Below are 18,456 nucleotides of genomic sequence, written 5' to 3'. Positions count from 1 at the left end.
TAAACAACAGACCTTTGTAGAAGAAATATTAAAACGATTATTTTGAAAACAAGACAACATACCGCATCGCATCTATTAGGAGTTAACCTTTATATACAACAAGCGATTTTTATACTAATAATTGTATTGTGTTTTAGTGCTCTTATTTCTCCACCAATTGCGCTTTTATTGGGTGTTATTATGGTGAATGTTTTTGGAAATCCTTTTGCAGAGTACAATCATATTGCTGTAACATTTTTGCTTCAATTTTCTGTAATAGGCTTAGGTTTCGGAATGAATGCTACAGATGCGCTTTCGGCAGGAAAAGAAGGTTTTTTACTCACAATATTCTCTATTTTCAGCACATTAATTCTGGGGACATTTTTAGGGAAATGGTTAAAAACGGATAAAAAAACCTCACATTTAATTTCTTGCGGAACTGCAATTTGTGGCGGAAGTGCCATTGCAGCCATTTCGCCAGTTATAAAATCAAACGAAAATCAAACCTCAATTGCGTTGGGTGTTATTTTTATACTAAACTCAATCGCATTGTTTGTTTTTCCATTTATCGGGCATCAATTAGATTTATCTCAAAAAGATTTTGGCTTATGGTGTGCCATTGCCATTCATGATACGAGTTCTGTTGTTGGCGCAGCCAATAAATACGGAGCAGAAGCTTTGCAAATTGCCACAACCGTAAAATTAGCCAGAGCCTTATGGATAATTCCAATTTCGCTTTTAACAGCAGCAATTTTCAAGAATAAGAACTCGAAAATCAAGATTCCTTACTTCATAGGTTTATTTATTTTGGCAATGCTTTTAAATACTTATGTTCCTGCAACCGCAATTGTAGCGCCACATATTGTTAATATTGCTAAAATTGGACTAACAATAACTTTGTTTTTAATTGGAGCAACTTTGAATATTAATACCTTAAAATCAGTAGGAGTGAAGCCTTTGTTGCAAGGAGTTTTGCTTTGGATATTTATTGCAGGTTTAGGACTGGCTTCAATATTATACCTCGCTTAAAAGTAATTCTTATAGATTATTTGATGTTAGAAAACTTCACAGTAGGTTGCCCAACAATATTGTACCATTTACCTTTAAAACTATAATGTCTTTCAATTACAAAATCAAACTGTTTTTTGGTTTTGGCCATTTCACTCACTTCTTTTGGCATATCAATTTCATATTCGTCATCGCCACCTTTTGATTTGCGATACGATCCACTAGTTATAATGACAAAATCTCTAAAATATTTTTTAGAATTATCATTTACAACTTTATAAGTACTTGCCCAGTTAGTGCCGCCACCATTATTTGAAAGCCTGTAATTATCAACTTCCATCAAAGGTTGATATTTTCCATTAAAACCTACAATTAAATACAAGTAGTCATAATATGGAGCTCCGCCACCTCCGTTAGAGTGTACTAATGTAAAAGCATATTGATCGTCACCAATTTCTACCAATTTAGGAGAAGGCGCACGAGAAAAAGCACCAAAAGCAGCAATGGCTGGTTGAAAAGATCTCATTTGCCAAACATTATTATTTTTAGCAAACTTTGCCACGCCTACAAGACCGCCGGAAAATCTACCCGTCTGTAAACCATCGGCATCATAAACAGAATGATTGAAAAATAATAGTTTAAATTCGTTTCCTTTAGAATCTACATAATTAATATTATCTAGAAGCCTCGTTGCAACGCCTTCTTGATAAGGAAACAATTGGTCTCCTTCGACACCATTAACATCAGTAAACGCAGTAGGTTTACAAGTTTTGCATTTCCAACTCAAAAAAGTATTTTGATCAGAAAGATTGTATAATTTTCCGGGAAATAACTTTTGCATTGTTTTTACAGCATCAAAAGGATGAGTTACTTCGAGTGTTCTTTTAGAATTTAGAATCGTATCGCTAATATTTTTAAGTGTAATATCTTCTTGAGCAGTACAAATAGAAGTAAATGTAAGAGAAAGAATAATGAGGTAAACTAGGCGCATAAATTAGATTTTAACGGTAAAAATAATACAAACTTACAACTAAATATTCAGATGAATATATGATAATTAAAAGGCTAAAAAGATTCGAAAAATTAAAATAAGATAATATTACCGGCTATCCTTTTAAATTATATATAAATAAAATAAATTTGTAGGTTCAAACAAAAAAAATAAATGAAAAACTTTAAAATGAAACCAAAACTAATTGCATTATTTGTGTTAGGAATTGGGTTTTTGACATTATCTTGGGGAATCGTTGGTCATGAGCGTATTAACAAAGCTGCAGTTATGGCTTTGCCGCATCCTATTCAGATTTTCTTTTACAATCACATTGATTTTATTACACAAGAAGCTTCTGTACCGGATATTCGTAAATATGCCTTGAATTATAAAGATGAGAATCCAAGACATTATTTCGATATGGAGAATTTTGGTTCTGTCGACAGCATTCCACAAACGATGGAAGAAGCTAAGAAAAAATACAATGCTAAATTCTTGAATGATAACGGAATTTTACCTTGGTATATCGAAGATATGATGGTTAAATTGACTAAAGCATTTAAAGATAAGAATAGAGCCGAAATTTTATTTCTTGCTGCAGATCTAGGTCATTATATTGGTGATGCACACATGCCATTGCATACTTCTGCTAATCATGACGGACAATTGAGCGATCAAAAAGGAATTCACTCTCTTTGGGAAAGCAGACTTCCTGAATTGTTTGCTAAAAACTACAAATTAAACGTGCCTCAAGCGCAGTACTATCAAGATGTTCATAAAGCAACTTGGGATATGATTAATGATACACATAGCTTGGTTAAACCATTGTTAGACATTGATAAAAAACTAAGAACTGCGACACCGGAAAATCAAGTTTTTAAATTAGATACAGACGGAAAAGTATTGAAAAGTAAATACAACACGCCTGTTTTCTCTGACGAATATGCTAAGAAATTGCATAAAGATTTAAATGGAATGGTGGAAAGTCAAATGAGAAAAGCGATTACAGCAACTGCAAGTTTTTGGTATACTGCATGGGTAAACGCAGGAAAACCAGATCTTAGCGATTTAGATTCACCAGAAGTTACACAAAGAAACTTTCAAGCCCTAAAAGACGATTTAAAATTGTATCAAAGTGGAAATTTATTCGGAATGAAAAATCAAAACGACTAAATAAAAGTTTTTTAGTTTCAGATTACAATCTTAAGTATATAAAGAGGCCTCAAAATCTATTGATTTTGAGGCCTCTTTATGTTAATGTATTTACATCTTATCATTTTGACTCAAAGGAGAAATCACACTATCCTGAAGCCTCGGGACGTAAATAAAAGCAAATTTGTAATCTCTCAATTAATGCTACTTCTGATATTTCTTTCCCTTCAACATATCCGAAGCCGTTTGATAAAAAGAAATCGTTTCGTTTACCAAATCAGTTCTTTCCGTTTTCATAGGAATTTCGTTGAAATCAATTTGATATTCAGGAGCGATTCCAGGTTTTGTATTAATTTGTAAATCGAATTGTTTTACCTTTTGTTTAGGAGATAAAATAGTCAAAACATTATCCTTTATTAAACCTAAATCCTGATAAGTAGCAATAAAAGCCCTTGGTTTATAATCAGGTTTTAAAACATCCTGACCAAAGAATTTACTTTCATAACTAAAGTTCAATAATCCAAAAAGTGTTGGCATTATATCAATTTGCGACATCAGCTTATTGTACCTTACTGGTTTAGCACCAGGAGTGTATATAAATCCCGGAATTCTGTATTTATCCAACGGAAGTTCAGTTTTTCCTGCACTCGACGCACAATGATCTGCAACAATTACAAAGACTGTATTTTTGAACCAAGGTTGTTTACTTGCCATTTCAAAAAACTTTCTTAATGAATAATCAGTATATTTTACGCCGCCATCACGAGATTTAATATCACCGGGAATATCAATTTTATTGTTTGGATAAGTAAATGGTCTATGATTACTTACCGTCATAATATGATTAAAGAACGGTTTATTTTCTTTAGCTTCATTATTCATAACTTTTATCGCCTTGTTATACATATCTTCATCACAAACTCCCCAAACATTCGAAAAAGTAATTTCTTCTGGAGTAAAGCTAGATTTATCTACAATTTGATATCCGTTACCAGAATAAAAATCCTGCATATTATCAAAAAATGCATCTCCACCATACATGTATTTTACATTGTAGCCTTTTTGTTTAAAAATAGCTCCAGTAGAGAATTTATTTTTGTTGTCTTCTCTTTTTACAACACTTTCACCGGCGGTTGGAGGTAAACATAAAGTAACAGCTTCAAGTCCACGAACAGTTCTGTTTCCAGCCGCATATAAATTTGTAAATTGTAAACTTTGCTGCGCCAAACTATCAAGAAAAGGAGTGATGTTTTGATTGTTTCCATACATTTTCATAAACTCAGCGCTATAACTTTCTATAGTAATTAAAACCACATTTTTGTGATTTTCAAGAGAGTCAGCTGTGATAATTCGTTTAGAACTAAGTCCGGAAATGTTAGGCAATTGTTTTTTTAGCAATGCAAAAGCTTCTTCGTTTGGAAGCGTCTTGTAAAATTTAAAATAATCTAATTTATTATTCTGAAATGCTAGATAAAACTTATACAATCCATTTGCTTGTAATTCATTAACGAAAACATTTTTAGAATTTTCTGTTTTTGCCAAAGTAGGAATTGCAATTAAAGAAATAGCAAACAAACAAAGATAGGCAACCGTAATTTTTACTTTTTCGGCAAGACATGGAATATTGTCAATATAATTTCGAGATCGTCTAACGATGAAATAAGTTACAATTCCAGTTATTAAAAATAACCCGGAAAATAAAGGAATCACAGGGTAAGATTGCATAATGTTACCTATAACCTCATTGGTATAAATTAAATAATTTACAGCGATAAAATTGTATTTAACCCCAAACTCATTCCAAAAGAAATATTCACTCAATCCGTTTTGAAGAATTAATAAAACGTACAAGAATATTACAAAAGCAAACAACCAAAATCTAATTTTATCCCTTAATCTTGGCAGAAAAAGTAAAAGTGCAAAAAGTGCCGTTTTAATTCCAATAAAAATTAAAACAATTTCTGGTAAAGCCCCGCCATATTCAGTAACAATACTTTTACCTGAAGCCACATAAATAAACAAAGCTAAAAAAACACCAAGAATGATATAACCAGAAGGTTTGTTGTACTTAGAATTAGAAATAAAAATTAAATACAACCATAGAAAAACACTCGCAACTACAAAAACAAAAAAATCTGAAATAAGTCCTAAACTAAAGATTTTTAGACTTTCTATAAAAGAAAACGAACTTTGCGTAATGGGATGAAAGAATAAAACAATTCGTAATATAAAGCTTACGGCAAAATAAAATAAAGCAAGATTGTAAAATGGGGATAATTTCTTGTAAAAATTCATTTGTGGTATTTTTACGCAAAAATAATCCTTATAAATTAGTTCTAGATGAGTTAAACTTGCGTATTACTTAACATTAACTTAATATTTGCTTAAGATGTTTTTGTCTGCGTTATTCTGAAGGTTTTAACTATTTCTCACTTCAATTTTTTTATCTTTGAAAAAGACAAAAACATATTTTAATCTAAATTAATTAAGTAAATGCACATTCTAATAGTTGAAGATGAGTTAGGTATTGTTCAGTTTTTGCAACAAGGTTTGCAGGAAGAAGGATATCAGATTACCACTGCAAGTGACGGTTCTAAAGGTTTTGAACTTATTCAGGAACGTAATTTTGATTTAATTTTATTAGATTGGATGCTTCCTAAAATAAATGGTTTAGATCTCTGTAAAGCTATTAGAGTAAAAGATCAAACAACTCCAATTATTTTTTTAACCGCAAAAGATACAGTTCAGGAAACTATCGAAGGATTAAAGGCAGGAGCAAACGATTATATTAAAAAACCGTTTAGTTTTGAAGAATTGGTAGAACGAATTAAAGTTCATTTTAGAAATCAGAAAAGTCTTGAAGTTTTAACCCTCGGAACCATTAAAATTGATTTATCCAAGCATATTGTTCTCAAAAATGATGAAGAAGTAGCGCTTACACAAAGAGAATTTGAATTGCTGACCTATTTAATTCAAAACAAAGGTAAAGTATGTACCCGAAACCAAATTTTAAAAGATGTTTGGGAGATAAATTTTGAATATGATACTGGAGTAATTGATGTTTTTATGAATGCCATTAGAAAAAAACTCAATTTAAAAATTGAAGAAGATTACATCAAAACAATTCGCGGTATAGGATATATCGCTAACGATCTGTAAATGGTACAACTTTCCTTTAAAAATAGAATTGCCTTAAACTACATTATCACCACAGGTTTGTTGATTTTAGTAGTTTTTTCGGTAATATATTCGATTGTAAAACACACCGTTTACAGTCATATTGATGAAAATATAAAGATCGAGGTTCAAAATCATCTGGATGAAATAAAACAAGTAGGAAATAAAATAATACTTATCGATGAAGAAGAATGGAATGAGCGCGAGCATAATACTATCGACGTAAATCCTGTATTTGTAGAGTTCTTAGATTTAAACAAAAAAATCATCGAAAAAGCACCAAATTTAAAATCAGAAACCATTGAATTTAATGATTCAGTCGCAGATTTTGAGTTGTTTGATGCCAAAATGGGAAATCATGCTATTAGGCAAATTCAGGTTCCACTTCACATAAATAACAAAAAAATAGGATATGTTATTGTAGCAATGTCTTTGGTAGGTTCTAAAGTGGTGCTCAATAATTTGTTTGATGTTATGGGACTATCCTTTTTAGGGATTTTAATATTGCTGTTTTTTATTGCCCGTTTTTTTGCAGGAAGAAGCATAAAACCCATAAACGCAATAATAAAAACCTCTGAGAATATTACAAAAGATAATTTAAAAACCCGGATTCCTTTGCCCAAAACCAAGGATGAATTATATACATTATCTAAGACAATAAACGATCTATTAAACAGGATCGAATATACAATTGAACGTGAAAAACAATTTACATCAGATGCGTCGCACGAGTTAAGAACACCATTAACAGTTATTAAAGGAACACTTGAAGTATTAATTCGTAAGCCACGAGATAGCAAGGAGTATGAGGAAAAAGTAAATTATTGCATTAAAGAAGTTGACCATTTAAATATGTTAGTAGATCAGCTTTTATTATTGGCTCGATTTGAAAATTCGAGGAAAAATATAAATGCAGAATCAGTTTGTTTGAATGCCCTCCTGATGAATGTTCTAAAGTTAAATTCAGATAAAATAAACAGTCAGAATATCAAAATTAATTTCGATGCAAGAGAAGATTATTACATTAAATCGGATAGCTTTTTATTAGTTACAGTGATACGAAATGTAATTTCAAACGCCGTTAAGTACAATCGTGATAATGGCGAATTAGCAATTTCACTCTTAAAGCAAAACGATAAAATAATATGTAGAATTTCCGATAACGGAATTGGAATTGCAAAAGAGGATTTAGAATCAGTTTTTAGTCCTTTTTTCAGATCAAATTCTACAGACCATCCAGAGATTAAAGGAACCGGATTAGGTTTGTCAATAGTAAAAAGAATTACAGAATTATTAGATATAGATTTTAAAATAGAGAGCGAAATAGGAATAGGAACGACCGTAATTTTGAGTTTTAAGGATAATATGAAAACGTTATCGTGAATTTAAAAAAACTAATAAAATAAAGGGTTGAGCTTTTTTTTAACAATAAACTATCGTTAAGTTAAATTAAAAATTGCTTTTTTATGAAATTAACTAGTATATTTGCAACCGAATCAAAGAATTATAAAATAAACCAAGTCATGATTTCTATTCAATTACATCATCATCATTTTCATTATTGCTCTCAAGCGATGTGTTAATGGTATGCGTGTAAATCATCATATTTTAAAACCCGTTTGAGTACATCAAACGGGTTTTTTTATACCAATTCTTTGTACTCAGACTATTAATCCAACAAAAACTAAAAAAATGAGTACGTTAAAAATTGCAATTCAAAAATCAGGTCGTTTAAACGAAGACAGCATTCAAATCTTAAAAGATTGTGGTATTTCAATCAACAACGGAAACGATCAATTAAAAGCCGAAGCTTCAAACTTTCCTTTAGAAGTTTTGTATTTAAGAAATTCAGATATTCCACAATATTTAATCGATGGAGTTGTAGATCTGGCGATTGTAGGAGATAATTTATTAGTAGAAAAAGGAAAGCACATTGAAGTAATTCAGAAACTAGGCTTCTCAAAATGCAAAGTTTCAGTGGCAGTTCCTAAAACATTCGAATACAAATCGATACAAGATTTAGCCGGTTTACGCGTTGCAACATCATACCCAAATACAGTAAATGAATATTTTAGCTCATTTGGATTAACAGTAGACATTCACCAAATTTCAGGTTCTGTAGAAATTGCACCAAATATAGGTCTTGCAGATGCAATTGTAGATATTGTATCAAGCGGAAGTACACTATTTAAAAATAACCTAAAAGAAGTTGAAGTGATTCTAAAAAGTGAAGCAGTTCTTGCCGTTTCGCCAAAAGTTTCACCAGAAATTCAGAAACACATCGATACTTTAAAATTTAGAATTCAGTCCGTTCTAAGAGCACGAAATTCTAAATACATTCTAATGAACGTTCCAAACGATAAAATCGATGAAATTGGTAAAATTTTACCTGTTTTACGAAGCTTAACCGTGTTGCCATTGGCGCAAGAAGGATGGAGTAGTGTACACTCAGTAATTGACAAAGACACATTTTGGGATGTAATCGATAAGCTAAAAGAAGCAGGAGCCGAAGGAATTTTAGTTTGTCCAATTGAAAAAATGGTACTATAAGTAAATTTTCAATAGAAAAATTCCAAATTCCAAACTTTGACAACAGCTTTGCGAACTTTGTGTTTGTAAAGACAAAGTATAAAAGACCTTGCGTTCTTTGCGGTAAAAAATGCACACAGCGTTTGGAATTTAATTTAATTTTAAAAGCATGAATAAAATAGACAATCCAAAACCAGAAACCTGGTCAGATATATTAAAAAGACCAACCCAAACTATTGATGATATCGAAGTTACGGTAAAAGAAATATTTAAAGAAGTTCAGAAAAAAGGAGATGAAGCAGTTGCAAAATACACTTCAATTTTTGATGGAATTTCATTAGACAACTACGAGGTCACTGCAACCGAGATTCAGGAAGCAATAAGTTTAATTTCTAATGAATTAAAAGACGCTATTCAATTGGCAAAAGCCAATATTTATAAATTTCACAAAGCCCAGAAAACTGAAAAAATTTCAGTTGAAACGGTTGAAGGTGTAAATTGCTGGCAGGAAAAACGACCAATTCAAAAAATTGGTTTGTACATTCCGGGCGGAACAGCGCCTTTATTCTCTACAGTTTTAATGTTAGCGGTTCCAGCTGAAATTGCAGGCTGTAAAGAAATTGTTTTGTGTTCGCCTCCAGATAAAACGGGTAAAATAAATCCGGCAATTTTATATGCAGCGAACCTATGCGGCGTGACTAAAATTTTAAAAGTTGGTGGAATTCAAGCCATTGCAGGAATGACTTTTGGCACACAATCAATCCCGAAAGTATATAAAATTTTTGGACCTGGAAATCAATTTGTAACTGTAGCAAAACAATTGGCAACACAATTTGGAGTTGCAATTGATATGCCAGCTGGACCATCGGAATTGTTGGTGGTTGCAGACGATACTGCCGTTCCTACTTTTGTAGCTTCAGATTTATTATCTCAGGCAGAACACGGAACAGATAGTCAGGTAATTTTAGTTTCGACTTCTAAAAAACTAATTGATGCTGTAGAAAAAGAAATTCAGATTCAAATAGAAGAACTTCCAAGAAAAGAAATTGCTAAAAAAGCTATAGAAAATTCGAAATTGATTTATGTGGAAAGTGATCAAATTGCCTTAGATTTAATCAACGAATATGGTCCGGAACACTTTATTATCTGTTCAGAATTTGATGATTTTTATTGCAACGGAATCATAAACGCGGGTTCAGTTTTTATAGGCAATTACACACCTGAAAGCGCCGGAGATTATGCTTCAGGAACAAATCATACATTGCCAACAAATGGATATGCTAAGAATTATAGCGGAGTAAATTTAGATAGCTTTATGAAATCAATGACGTTTCAGAAAATATCCGAAAAAGGAATCCAAAATATTGGAAAAGCTATTGAGGTTATGGCCGATGCCGAAGGTTTACAAGCGCATAAAAATGCAGTAACTTTGAGATTGAACAGTTTAGAATAAAGAATATAGAGCAAAGAGAATAGAAGCAAGAAGCAAGAGGAAAGAAGTAAGAGTTAAGGGATTAGATTTGAGTCTTTCATGTTGTTTCTTGATTCTTTACTCTCCTAAAAAATAAAAAAATGAAATTCGATATAAACACAATAACACGTGAAAACGTAAAAACTTTAAAGCCGTATTCATCAGCGCGTGATGAGTTTGAAGATTTTGATACTGCCGAAATGATTTTTTTGGATGCTAACGAAAATCCATTTCAGAATGGGGTAAATCGTTATCCAGATCCACAACAGAATTCAGTTAAAGCAATTTTAGCTAAGAATAATAGCGTAAAATCAAGTCAGATTTTATTAGGAAACGGAAGTGATGAAGTTCTGGATTTACTTTTCAGAGCATTTTGCGAGCCAAAAATTGACAATATTATTTCGTTACCACCAACATACGGAATGTACAGTGTTCTTGCGAATATTAATGCGGTAGAAAATAGAGAAGTTTTACTTTCGACAGATTTTCAGCCACAAGTCGAAAAGATTTTGGATGCCGTTGATAACAATACAAAAATCATCTTTTTGTGTTCTCCAAACAACCCAACCGGAAATTCTTTTTCGGACGAAAGTGTGGTGAAATTATTGCAGAATTTTAAAGGTTTAGTTGTAATTGACGAAGCTTATATTGACTTCTCGGATAAAGAAAGTTGGCTAACAGAAATCGACGAATATCCTAATTTGGTTATCACACAAACTTTATCAAAAGCATATGGTTTAGCAGGAATTCGTTTAGGAATTTGTTATGGTTCTGAAGCTGTAATTTCGGTTTTAAATAAAATTAAACCACCTTACAATGTTAATGAGCTAACGCAGCAAAGAGCAATTCTTCGATTGAATGATTCTGATAAAATAAAACAAGAAATAGCTTCTATTATTGAGCAAAGAGAAGAGTTACTTAAAGTTTTACTTGAAGTTAGTTTTGTTGAAAAAGTATATCCAACCGAAGCCAATTTTGTCCTAGTAAAAGTTGACGATGCTAATAAAAGATACGATCAATTAATTGCAAAAGGTATCGTAATTCGAAACAGAACAACACAGCCACTATGCGAAAATTGTCTGCGTTTTACGATTGGAATTCCAGAAGAAAATGCAGTTTTGATTAAGGAGTTGAAGCAATTGAAATAAAAGTATAACCGCAAAGCAAACAAAGGTTTTTTGCCACAGATTTTATAGATTAAATAGATTTTTTTTCGCCACGAATTTCACGAATTTTCACTAATTCAATTCGTGCTATTTCGTGAAATTCGTGGCAAAAAAAAATAACATCAAGGAATAAAAATCATTTTAATCTTTTTAATCTGTGGCAGAACAAAAATATAAATTATGAAAAAAGTACTTTTTATCGATCGTGATGGAACGATCGTTTTAGAACCTGAAAATTATCAATTAGACGCTTTAGAGAAAGTAGAATTTTATCCAAAAGCTTTTCAATATTTGGCTAAGATTGCCAGCGAATTAGATTACGAATTGGCAATGGTAACGAATCAAGACGGATTAGGAACGGATAGTTTTCCAGAAGATACGTTTTGGCCAACGCAGAATTTTATCTTAAAGGCCTTCGAAAATGAAGGAGTTTTATTTGATGATATATTTATCGACAGATCTTTTCCAGAAGATAATGCACCAACACGCAAACCAAGAACTGGAATGTTAACCAAATATTTGAATAATCCGGAATATGATTTAGAAAATTCTTTTGTTTTAGGAGACCGTTTAACAGATGTTGAATTGGCGAAAAACCTTGGCGCAAAAGCAATTTTTATCAATGATAATGATGGAATTGGAAGCAATGAAATATCATCGAAACGTGAAGAACTAAACGATACGATTATTCTTCAAACGATGAGTTGGAAAGCCATTTATGAGTTTTTAAAATTAGAAGCTCGTTCGGCTTCGATTACTCGTAAAACCAATGAAACAGATATTTATATCAATTTGAACTTAGACGGAACCGGAAAAAGTAAAATAGAGACTGGAATTGCTTTCTTTGATCATATGTTAGATCAAATTGCGCGTCACGGTCAAATGGACTTGGAAATTCTGGTAAAAGGCGATTTAGAAGTTGATGAACACCACACGATTGAAGATACCGCGATTGCACTTGGAGAAGTTTTTGCAAAAGCATTAGGTAATAAACTGGGAATCGAACGTTACGGATTCTGTTTGCCAATGGATGATTGTCTTTCGCAAGTAGCAATTGATTTTGGCGGAAGAAACTGGTTGGTTTGGGAAACGGAATTTAAACGCGAAATGGTAGGCAAAATGCCAACAGAAATGTTTTATCATTTCTTTAAATCGTTCTCTGATGGAGCTAAAGCCAACATCAACATAAAAGCAGAAGGAACAAACGAACACCACAAAATTGAAGCGATTTTTAAAGCTTTCGCAAAAGCGATAAAAGTAGCCGTAAAAAGAGATACAGAAAAAATGATTTTGCCTTCGACGAAAGGAATGCTTTAATTTAGTCAAAAGTTGAAAGTCATAAAGTCGAAAGATTTCTATATTAAGGATATCAAGAAGCGACTTTAAGACTTTGGACTTTGGACTTTAAGACTAAATAAATGAAAATAGTAATTATAAATTACGGAGCAGGAAATATTCAGAGTATAATGTTTGCTATCGAAAGGCTTGGTTTTAAAGCCGTTTTGAGTAATAATCCGGAAGAAATTCAAGCAGCAGATAAAGTGATTTTTCCAGGAGTTGGCGAAGCGAGTTCGGCAATGAAAAAACTCAAAGAAAGCGGTTTGGATAGTTTAATTCCAACTTTAAAGCGACCGGTTTTAGGAATTTGTTTGGGAATGCAATTAATGTGCAAATCATCTGAAGAAGGAAATACCAAAGGCTTAGATATTTTTGATGTTGATGTTGTAAAATTTACAGCAAAAGTAAAAGTGCCTCAAATGGGATGGAATCAGATTTATGATTTAAAATCAGATTTGTTTAAAGGTATTTCAGAGAATGAATTTATGTATTTGGTACATAGTTTTTATGCGCCAAATTGCGATGAAGCAATAGCAACAACCAATTACGAACTTGAATACGCATCTGCATTAAAAAAAGATAATTTTTACGGTACACAATTTCACCCAGAAAAAAGTGGAGCAGTTGGAGAGAAAATATTAGAGAATTTTTTAAAAATGTAGATTTCAATATCAAAAATCAATATCAAAAAATAATTTCAATTTTTAGAATCTAAAATCTAAAATCAGAAATCTAAAATATCAAAAAATGAGAATAATACCAGCTATAGATATCATTGACGGAAAATGCGTTCGTTTATCAAAAGGAGATTACGATACTAAAATAATTTACAATGAGAATCCGCTTGAAGTTGCAAAATCTTTTGAAGCACACGGAATAGAATATTTGCATTTAGTAGATCTTGACGGCGCAAAATCGAGTAAGATTGTAAATTATAAAATATTGGAGCAAATTGCTTCGCAAACGAGTTTACAGATCGATTTTGGAGGTGGTTTAAAATCAGATGATGATTTGAGAATTGCTTTTGAAAGTGGTGCAAGTCAAATAACTGGCGGAAGTATTGCTGTAAAAAACAGAGTAATTTTCGAAAAATGGATTTCAGAATATGGTTCAGATAAAATTATTCTGGGAGCCGATGCTAAAGACGAAAAAATTGCAGTTTCGGGTTGGTTAGAAGAATCAAATGAAAATTTAATTCCGTTTATTCAGGATTATCAAACAAAAGGAATTCAATACGTTATTTGTACCGATATTGCAAAAGACGGAATGCTTCAAGGGCCAAGTTTTGATTTGTACGGCAAAATTTTAGAAAACTGTAATGTCAAATCAAGCGGAGTCGAGATTAAATTAATCGCATCCGGAGGAATTTCTACTTTTGATGAATTACCAAGACTAGCTGAATTAGGCTGCGAAGGAACCATAATTGGAAAAGCAATTTACGAAGGAAGAATTACCTTAAAACAATTGGAAAATTACATAATTAGCAAATGAGATAATGTGCCAATTAGAAAATTAGATAATTATTTAGCACAAAGTTAAATTTTCTAATTTTCTAATTGACTAATTTTCTAATTTACAAATTGACACATTAAAAAAATGTTAGCAAAAAGAATCATACCTTGTTTAGATATAAAAAACGGAAGAACTGTAAAAGGTGTTAACTTCGTTGACTTGCGCGATGCGGGCGATCCGGTTGAATTGGCTGAAATTTATTCGGCTGAAGGCGCTGATGAATTGGTTTTTTTGGATATTTCGGCAACAGAAGAACGACGTAAAACGTTGGTTAATATGGTACGAAGCGTAGCCGAAAAAATTAATATTCCATTTACGGTTGGTGGCGGAATTTCGTCTGTTGAAGATGTTGAAATTCTCTTGAATAACGGAGCAGATAAAGTTTCGATCAATTCATCTGCAGTAAAAAATCCGCAGTTAATTAATGATTTAGCTCAGAAATTTGGAAGCCAATGCGTTGTTGTGGCGATTGATGCTAAACAAATTGACGGACAATGGATTGTGCATTTAGTGGGTGGAAAAGTACCAACAGAACTCAATTTATTCGATTGGGCTGTAGAAGTTGCAGAACGTGGTGCAGGTGAAATTTTATTCACTTCAATGGATAATGACGGAACCAAAAATGGTTTTGCAAACGAAGCTTTGGCTAAATTGTCAACGTTAATTAATATTCCAATTATCGCTTCGGGCGGAGCTGGAAATATTCAGCATTTCGTAGATTCTTTTAAAGTAGGAAAAGCTGATGCAGCTTTGGCAGCAAGTGTTTTTCACTTTAAAGAAATCGAGATAAAAGCTTTGAAAGAAGAACTTAGGGGTAATGGAATTGAAGTTAGACTTTAGAAAATAGAAGCAAGACATAAAATTTAATCTAAAATTAAAGAGTTCAGAAATCTAAACTCAAAAATCTAAAATAAAAATGAACGTAGATATAAAAAGCGCACACGGATTGATTCCCGCAATTATTCAGGACTCAGAAACAAAAAATGTTTTGATGTTGGGATATATGAATGAAGAATCGCTTCAAAAAACATTAGAAACACAAAAAGTCACTTTCTTTAGTCGTTCAAAACAAAGACTTTGGACAAAAGGCGAGGAGAGTGGTAACTTTTTGAATTTGGTAAGTATTAAAAATGATTGCGATGGCGATACACTTTTAATTCAGGCAAAACCAGTTGGTCCAACATGTCACACAGGCGCAGATACCTGCTGGCAAGAAGAAAACAAAGAAAATTACGGTTTCATTTCGCAATTAGAAAACACAATCAAGACCAGAAGAGAAAACGCTGATTCTGAGAAAAGTTATGTTGCTTCATTATTCGAAAAAGGAATCAATAAAATAGCTCAAAAAGTTGGTGAAGAAGCTGTAGAAGTAGTTATCGAAGCCAAAGATGATAACGATGATTTATTCTTGAGTGAAAGCGCTGATTTGTTATTTCATTACTTGATTTTATTACAAGCAAAAGGATTTCAATTGAATGATGTTGTAGATGTTTTGAAAAAACGTCAGAAATAATATAAACTTGTCATTTCGAGGAACGAGAAATCACACTAGAGATTCCGTAAAGTATATCTCCAATTTTTATATTTTAACTGGTGTGATTTCTCGTTCCTCGAAATGACAAAAATGAAAATAAATAATCCGTATAGCTCCGCGTCTTCGCTTTAGCGAATCCGCCTTATCCGTGTACCATCTCAATACTACTCCATAAACTCAAAAACTACAAATTCCTGTGGTTGATAAAATCCAAACCTTGAGCTTTTATAGGCTTGTAAAGCAAGGTATTAGGTTGTTTTATAGTAATCAATTCTAAAAGTATTTCCATTCCATTTTGTTCCAATTTTTGGCTTTTTGAAACTACCGTTTTTAATAGTTTTTAAACTCAAAAACGGAATTTTAATTTCGGTACTAAAAATCGGAGCATCTTTTTTTTGAGATTTTCCAACGATTTTAGAATCTGTAGAGCGATAGGCGATGTATAAATTTTCGTCATTCCACGAAAGTGAAACCATAGTATTCTGAGAAGCTTTTTGTCCGGAATTGTGAATTGTAAATGGACCTAAAAATGGGTTTTTCCAATCTGATAAATCTCCATTAATACTTATTTTTTCAGTTGTTTTATGAATTGAAATAGTTTGCGCATAATTTGTGATAGAACATATTAGGGCTAAAATCCCAAAGATTTTACTTGTTTTCATAAATAGAAAAAATGAATTTGATTCGGTAAAATACAGAAGAATAAACAAATTTTAACATTATTTTTTCTGAATAGCCTCTGTAAAAGCATTTAAAACTTGATTCGAATGTTTACATTTGTTTAAGTTTGAATAGGTTTTGGAACCTTAATTATTTCAATAAAAGAAAATATTTACTGAGTATGAAAAAATACTTCTGTGGCGCTTTGACCGCCTTTTTATTTGGTTTTACGGCCAATGCGCAAGGACTTTTAAACAAGTCTGAAACGGTTTTTACTCATCAGGATACTTTACGCGGAAGCATTACAAAAGAGCGTGCTTGGTGGGATTTAAAATACTATCATTTAGATGTAAAAGTAAATCCAAAAGAGAAAACTATTACTGGTTCAAATACTGTACGTTATACCGTTTTGAGCACTTATAATAAAATGCAAATTGATTTGCAGCAACCAATGCAGATCTATAAGGTAACACAAGATGGTAAAGAGCTAAAGTTTGAAAGAGATGGAAATGCATTTTTTATTGAATTAACTGCTCCTCAAAAGGTAGGCGAAACGAAAGAGATTCTAATTTCATTTGGAGGAAAACCCAAAGAGGCTATTAAACCACCTTGGGATGGCGGAATTACTTGGAAAAAAGATAAAAATGGTAAAGATTTTATTGCTTCATCATGTCAGGGATTGGGCGCTAGCGTTTGGTGGCCGTGTAAGGATCATATGTACGATGAAGTAGAGAATATGTTGATTAGCGTAAATGTTCCGGGAGATTTGACTGATGTTTCGAACGGAAGATTACAAAGCGTTAAAAAAGAGAAAGATGGTACGAAAACATTCAATTGGTATGTTTCGAATCCAATTAATAATTATGGTGTAAATATTAATATTGGAGATTATGTTAATTTCTCTGAGAAATATAAAGGAGAAAAAGGCGATTTAGATTGTAGTTATTACGTTTTGAGAGATAATTTGGCTATAGCCAAAGAGCATTTTAAAGATGTTCCAAGAATGTTGAAAGCATTTGAGAACTGGTTTGGACCTTACCCTTTTTATGAAGATAGTTATAAATTGGTCGAAGCACCTTATTTAGGTATGGAACACCAAAGTAGTGTTACATACGGAAATGGCTTTAAAAATGGTTATTTAGGACGTGATTTAAGCGGAAGTGGCTGGGGACTAAAATTTGATTTTATCATTATTCACGAATCTGGTCACGAATGGTTTGCAAACAATATTACGTATAAAGATATTGCTGATATGTGGATTCATGAGAGTTTCACGAATTATTCTGAAAGTCTTTTCTTGGAATATTATTATGGTAAAGATGCTGGTGCTGAATATGTTATTGGCTGCCGAAAAATCATTGAAAACGATAAGCCAATTATTGGACATTATGACGTAAACAATGAAGGATCTGGTGATATGTACCCAAAAGGGGCAAATATGTTGCATACGATTCGTCAGATTGTAAATGACGATGCTAAGTGGAAATCGATTTTAAGAGGTTTAAATAAGACTTTTTACCACCAAACGGTTACATCTCAACAAATTCAGGATTATATCAATACACAATCTGGAATTAACTTTAATAGAGTATTTGCTCAATATTTAACAACTACACAAATTCCTGTTTTTGAATATATTTTTAAAAATGGAGCTTTTGGATATCATTGGACAAATTGTGTGGCTAAATTTGATATGCCGGTAAAAGTAACTTTAAACGGTGAAGAAATGTGGTTAAAACCAACTACAGAATGGAAATCTGAAAAAATTACAGGTGATAAAAGAACTATTGAGGTTGATAAAAACTTCTATGTTACGAGTTCTAATATAGTTGAATAAAAATTCGGAAAATTTTAATAAAAAAATCCCAAATTCCAATTGTGGAGTTTGGGATTTTTTACGTTTAGTAAACCCAACAGGTTTTAAAAACCTGTCGGGTTT

General features: G+C 32.1%; 16 protein-coding genes. 13 read left to right on the top strand and 3 right to left on the bottom strand.

Annotated elements, in window-relative coordinates:
- Positions 1-42 precede the first annotated feature (42 nt).
- Entirely contained in the window at positions 43-1,008 is a 966-nt protein-coding gene (locus tag IW18_RS07340) for a YeiH family protein (RefSeq protein WP_041516951.1), read from the top strand.
- Between the two features lie 16 nt (positions 1,009-1,024).
- Here the strand turns inward: IW18_RS07340 and IW18_RS07335 are convergent, their stop codons facing one another.
- Positions 1,025-1,978: a hypothetical protein gene (locus tag IW18_RS07335; RefSeq protein ID WP_041516950.1), complete on the bottom strand. Its 954-nt coding sequence runs from the start codon at positions 1,976-1,978 to the stop codon at positions 1,025-1,027.
- Between the two features lie 174 nt (positions 1,979-2,152).
- Here IW18_RS07335 and IW18_RS07330 point away from each other — a divergent pair, with 174 nt between their 5' ends.
- Positions 2,153-3,151 carry a zinc dependent phospholipase C family protein gene (locus IW18_RS07330; RefSeq protein ID WP_041516949.1) on the top strand — a complete coding sequence of 333 codons (999 nt, stop codon included), beginning with the start codon at positions 2,153-2,155 and terminating at the stop codon, positions 3,149-3,151.
- A gap of 183 nt (positions 3,152-3,334) precedes the next feature.
- Here the strand turns inward: IW18_RS07330 and IW18_RS07325 are convergent, their stop codons facing one another.
- Entirely contained in the window at positions 3,335-5,425 is a 2,091-nt protein-coding gene (locus IW18_RS07325; RefSeq protein WP_041516948.1) for an LTA synthase family protein, read from the bottom strand.
- A gap of 198 nt (positions 5,426-5,623) precedes the next feature.
- On the opposite strand from IW18_RS07325, the gene IW18_RS07320 reads away from it, so the two are divergent.
- From IW18_RS07320 to hisIE, 10 genes are all read left to right on the top strand, one after another.
- The gene (locus IW18_RS07320; RefSeq protein ID WP_041516947.1) at positions 5,624-6,289 is read left to right on the top strand and encodes a response regulator transcription factor; all 666 of its coding nucleotides are present in this window, start codon (positions 5,624-5,626) and stop codon (positions 6,287-6,289) included.
- On the top strand, positions 6,290-7,690 hold the full coding sequence (locus tag IW18_RS07315; RefSeq protein ID WP_041516946.1) for a sensor histidine kinase: 1,401 nt from the start codon (positions 6,290-6,292) through the stop codon (positions 7,688-7,690).
- A gap of 309 nt (positions 7,691-7,999) precedes the next feature.
- Positions 8,000-8,857, top strand: coding sequence for an ATP phosphoribosyltransferase (hisG, locus tag IW18_RS07310; protein ID WP_041516945.1), 858 nt, complete (start codon positions 8,000-8,002; stop codon positions 8,855-8,857).
- A 148-nt stretch (positions 8,858-9,005) separates the two neighbouring features.
- Positions 9,006-10,289, top strand: coding sequence for a histidinol dehydrogenase (gene hisD / locus IW18_RS07305; protein ID WP_041516944.1), 1,284 nt, complete (start codon positions 9,006-9,008; stop codon positions 10,287-10,289).
- Positions 10,290-10,408: 119 nt separating this feature from the next.
- On the top strand, positions 10,409-11,455 hold the full coding sequence (gene hisC, locus IW18_RS07300) for a histidinol-phosphate transaminase (protein ID WP_041516943.1): 1,047 nt from the start codon (positions 10,409-10,411) through the stop codon (positions 11,453-11,455).
- A gap of 198 nt (positions 11,456-11,653) precedes the next feature.
- Positions 11,654-12,790: a bifunctional histidinol-phosphatase/imidazoleglycerol-phosphate dehydratase HisB gene (hisB, locus tag IW18_RS07295; protein ID WP_041516942.1), complete on the top strand. Its 1,137-nt coding sequence runs from the start codon at positions 11,654-11,656 to the stop codon at positions 12,788-12,790.
- A gap of 101 nt (positions 12,791-12,891) precedes the next feature.
- On the top strand, positions 12,892-13,473 hold the full coding sequence (hisH, locus tag IW18_RS07290; RefSeq protein WP_041516941.1) for an imidazole glycerol phosphate synthase subunit HisH: 582 nt from the start codon (positions 12,892-12,894) through the stop codon (positions 13,471-13,473).
- 85 nt (positions 13,474-13,558) lie between these two features.
- Complete coding sequence (hisA, locus tag IW18_RS07285) at positions 13,559-14,302, top strand: 1-(5-phosphoribosyl)-5-[(5-phosphoribosylamino)methylideneamino]imidazole-4-carboxamide isomerase (RefSeq protein ID WP_041516940.1); 744 nt, start codon at positions 13,559-13,561, stop codon at positions 14,300-14,302.
- Between the two features lie 105 nt (positions 14,303-14,407).
- Positions 14,408-15,163, top strand: coding sequence for an imidazole glycerol phosphate synthase subunit HisF (gene hisF, locus IW18_RS07280; protein ID WP_041516939.1), 756 nt, complete (start codon positions 14,408-14,410; stop codon positions 15,161-15,163).
- A 70-nt stretch (positions 15,164-15,233) separates the two neighbouring features.
- The gene (gene hisIE, locus IW18_RS07275) at positions 15,234-15,836 is read left to right on the top strand and encodes a bifunctional phosphoribosyl-AMP cyclohydrolase/phosphoribosyl-ATP diphosphatase HisIE (protein ID WP_304364082.1); all 603 of its coding nucleotides are present in this window, start codon (positions 15,234-15,236) and stop codon (positions 15,834-15,836) included.
- Between the two features lie 269 nt (positions 15,837-16,105).
- Here the strand turns inward: hisIE and IW18_RS07270 are convergent, their stop codons facing one another.
- Positions 16,106-16,519 carry a DOMON domain-containing protein gene (locus IW18_RS07270; RefSeq protein ID WP_052480111.1) on the bottom strand — a complete coding sequence of 138 codons (414 nt, stop codon included), beginning with the start codon at positions 16,517-16,519 and terminating at the stop codon, positions 16,106-16,108.
- Between the two features lie 179 nt (positions 16,520-16,698).
- Here IW18_RS07270 and IW18_RS07265 point away from each other — a divergent pair, with 179 nt between their 5' ends.
- A complete protein-coding gene (locus IW18_RS07265; protein WP_041516937.1) occupies positions 16,699-18,354 on the top strand; it encodes a M1 family metallopeptidase in 1,656 nt (551 codons plus the stop codon).
- The last annotated feature ends 102 nt before the right edge of the window (positions 18,355-18,456 follow it).

It is taken from the genome of Flavobacterium hibernum (assembly GCF_000832125.1).
In the GTDB taxonomy this organism is placed as follows: domain Bacteria; phylum Bacteroidota; class Bacteroidia; order Flavobacteriales; family Flavobacteriaceae; genus Flavobacterium; species Flavobacterium hibernum.
The sequence above is the reverse complement of the archived record's forward strand: the minus strand, read 5'-3'. Positions and strand labels throughout refer to the sequence as shown.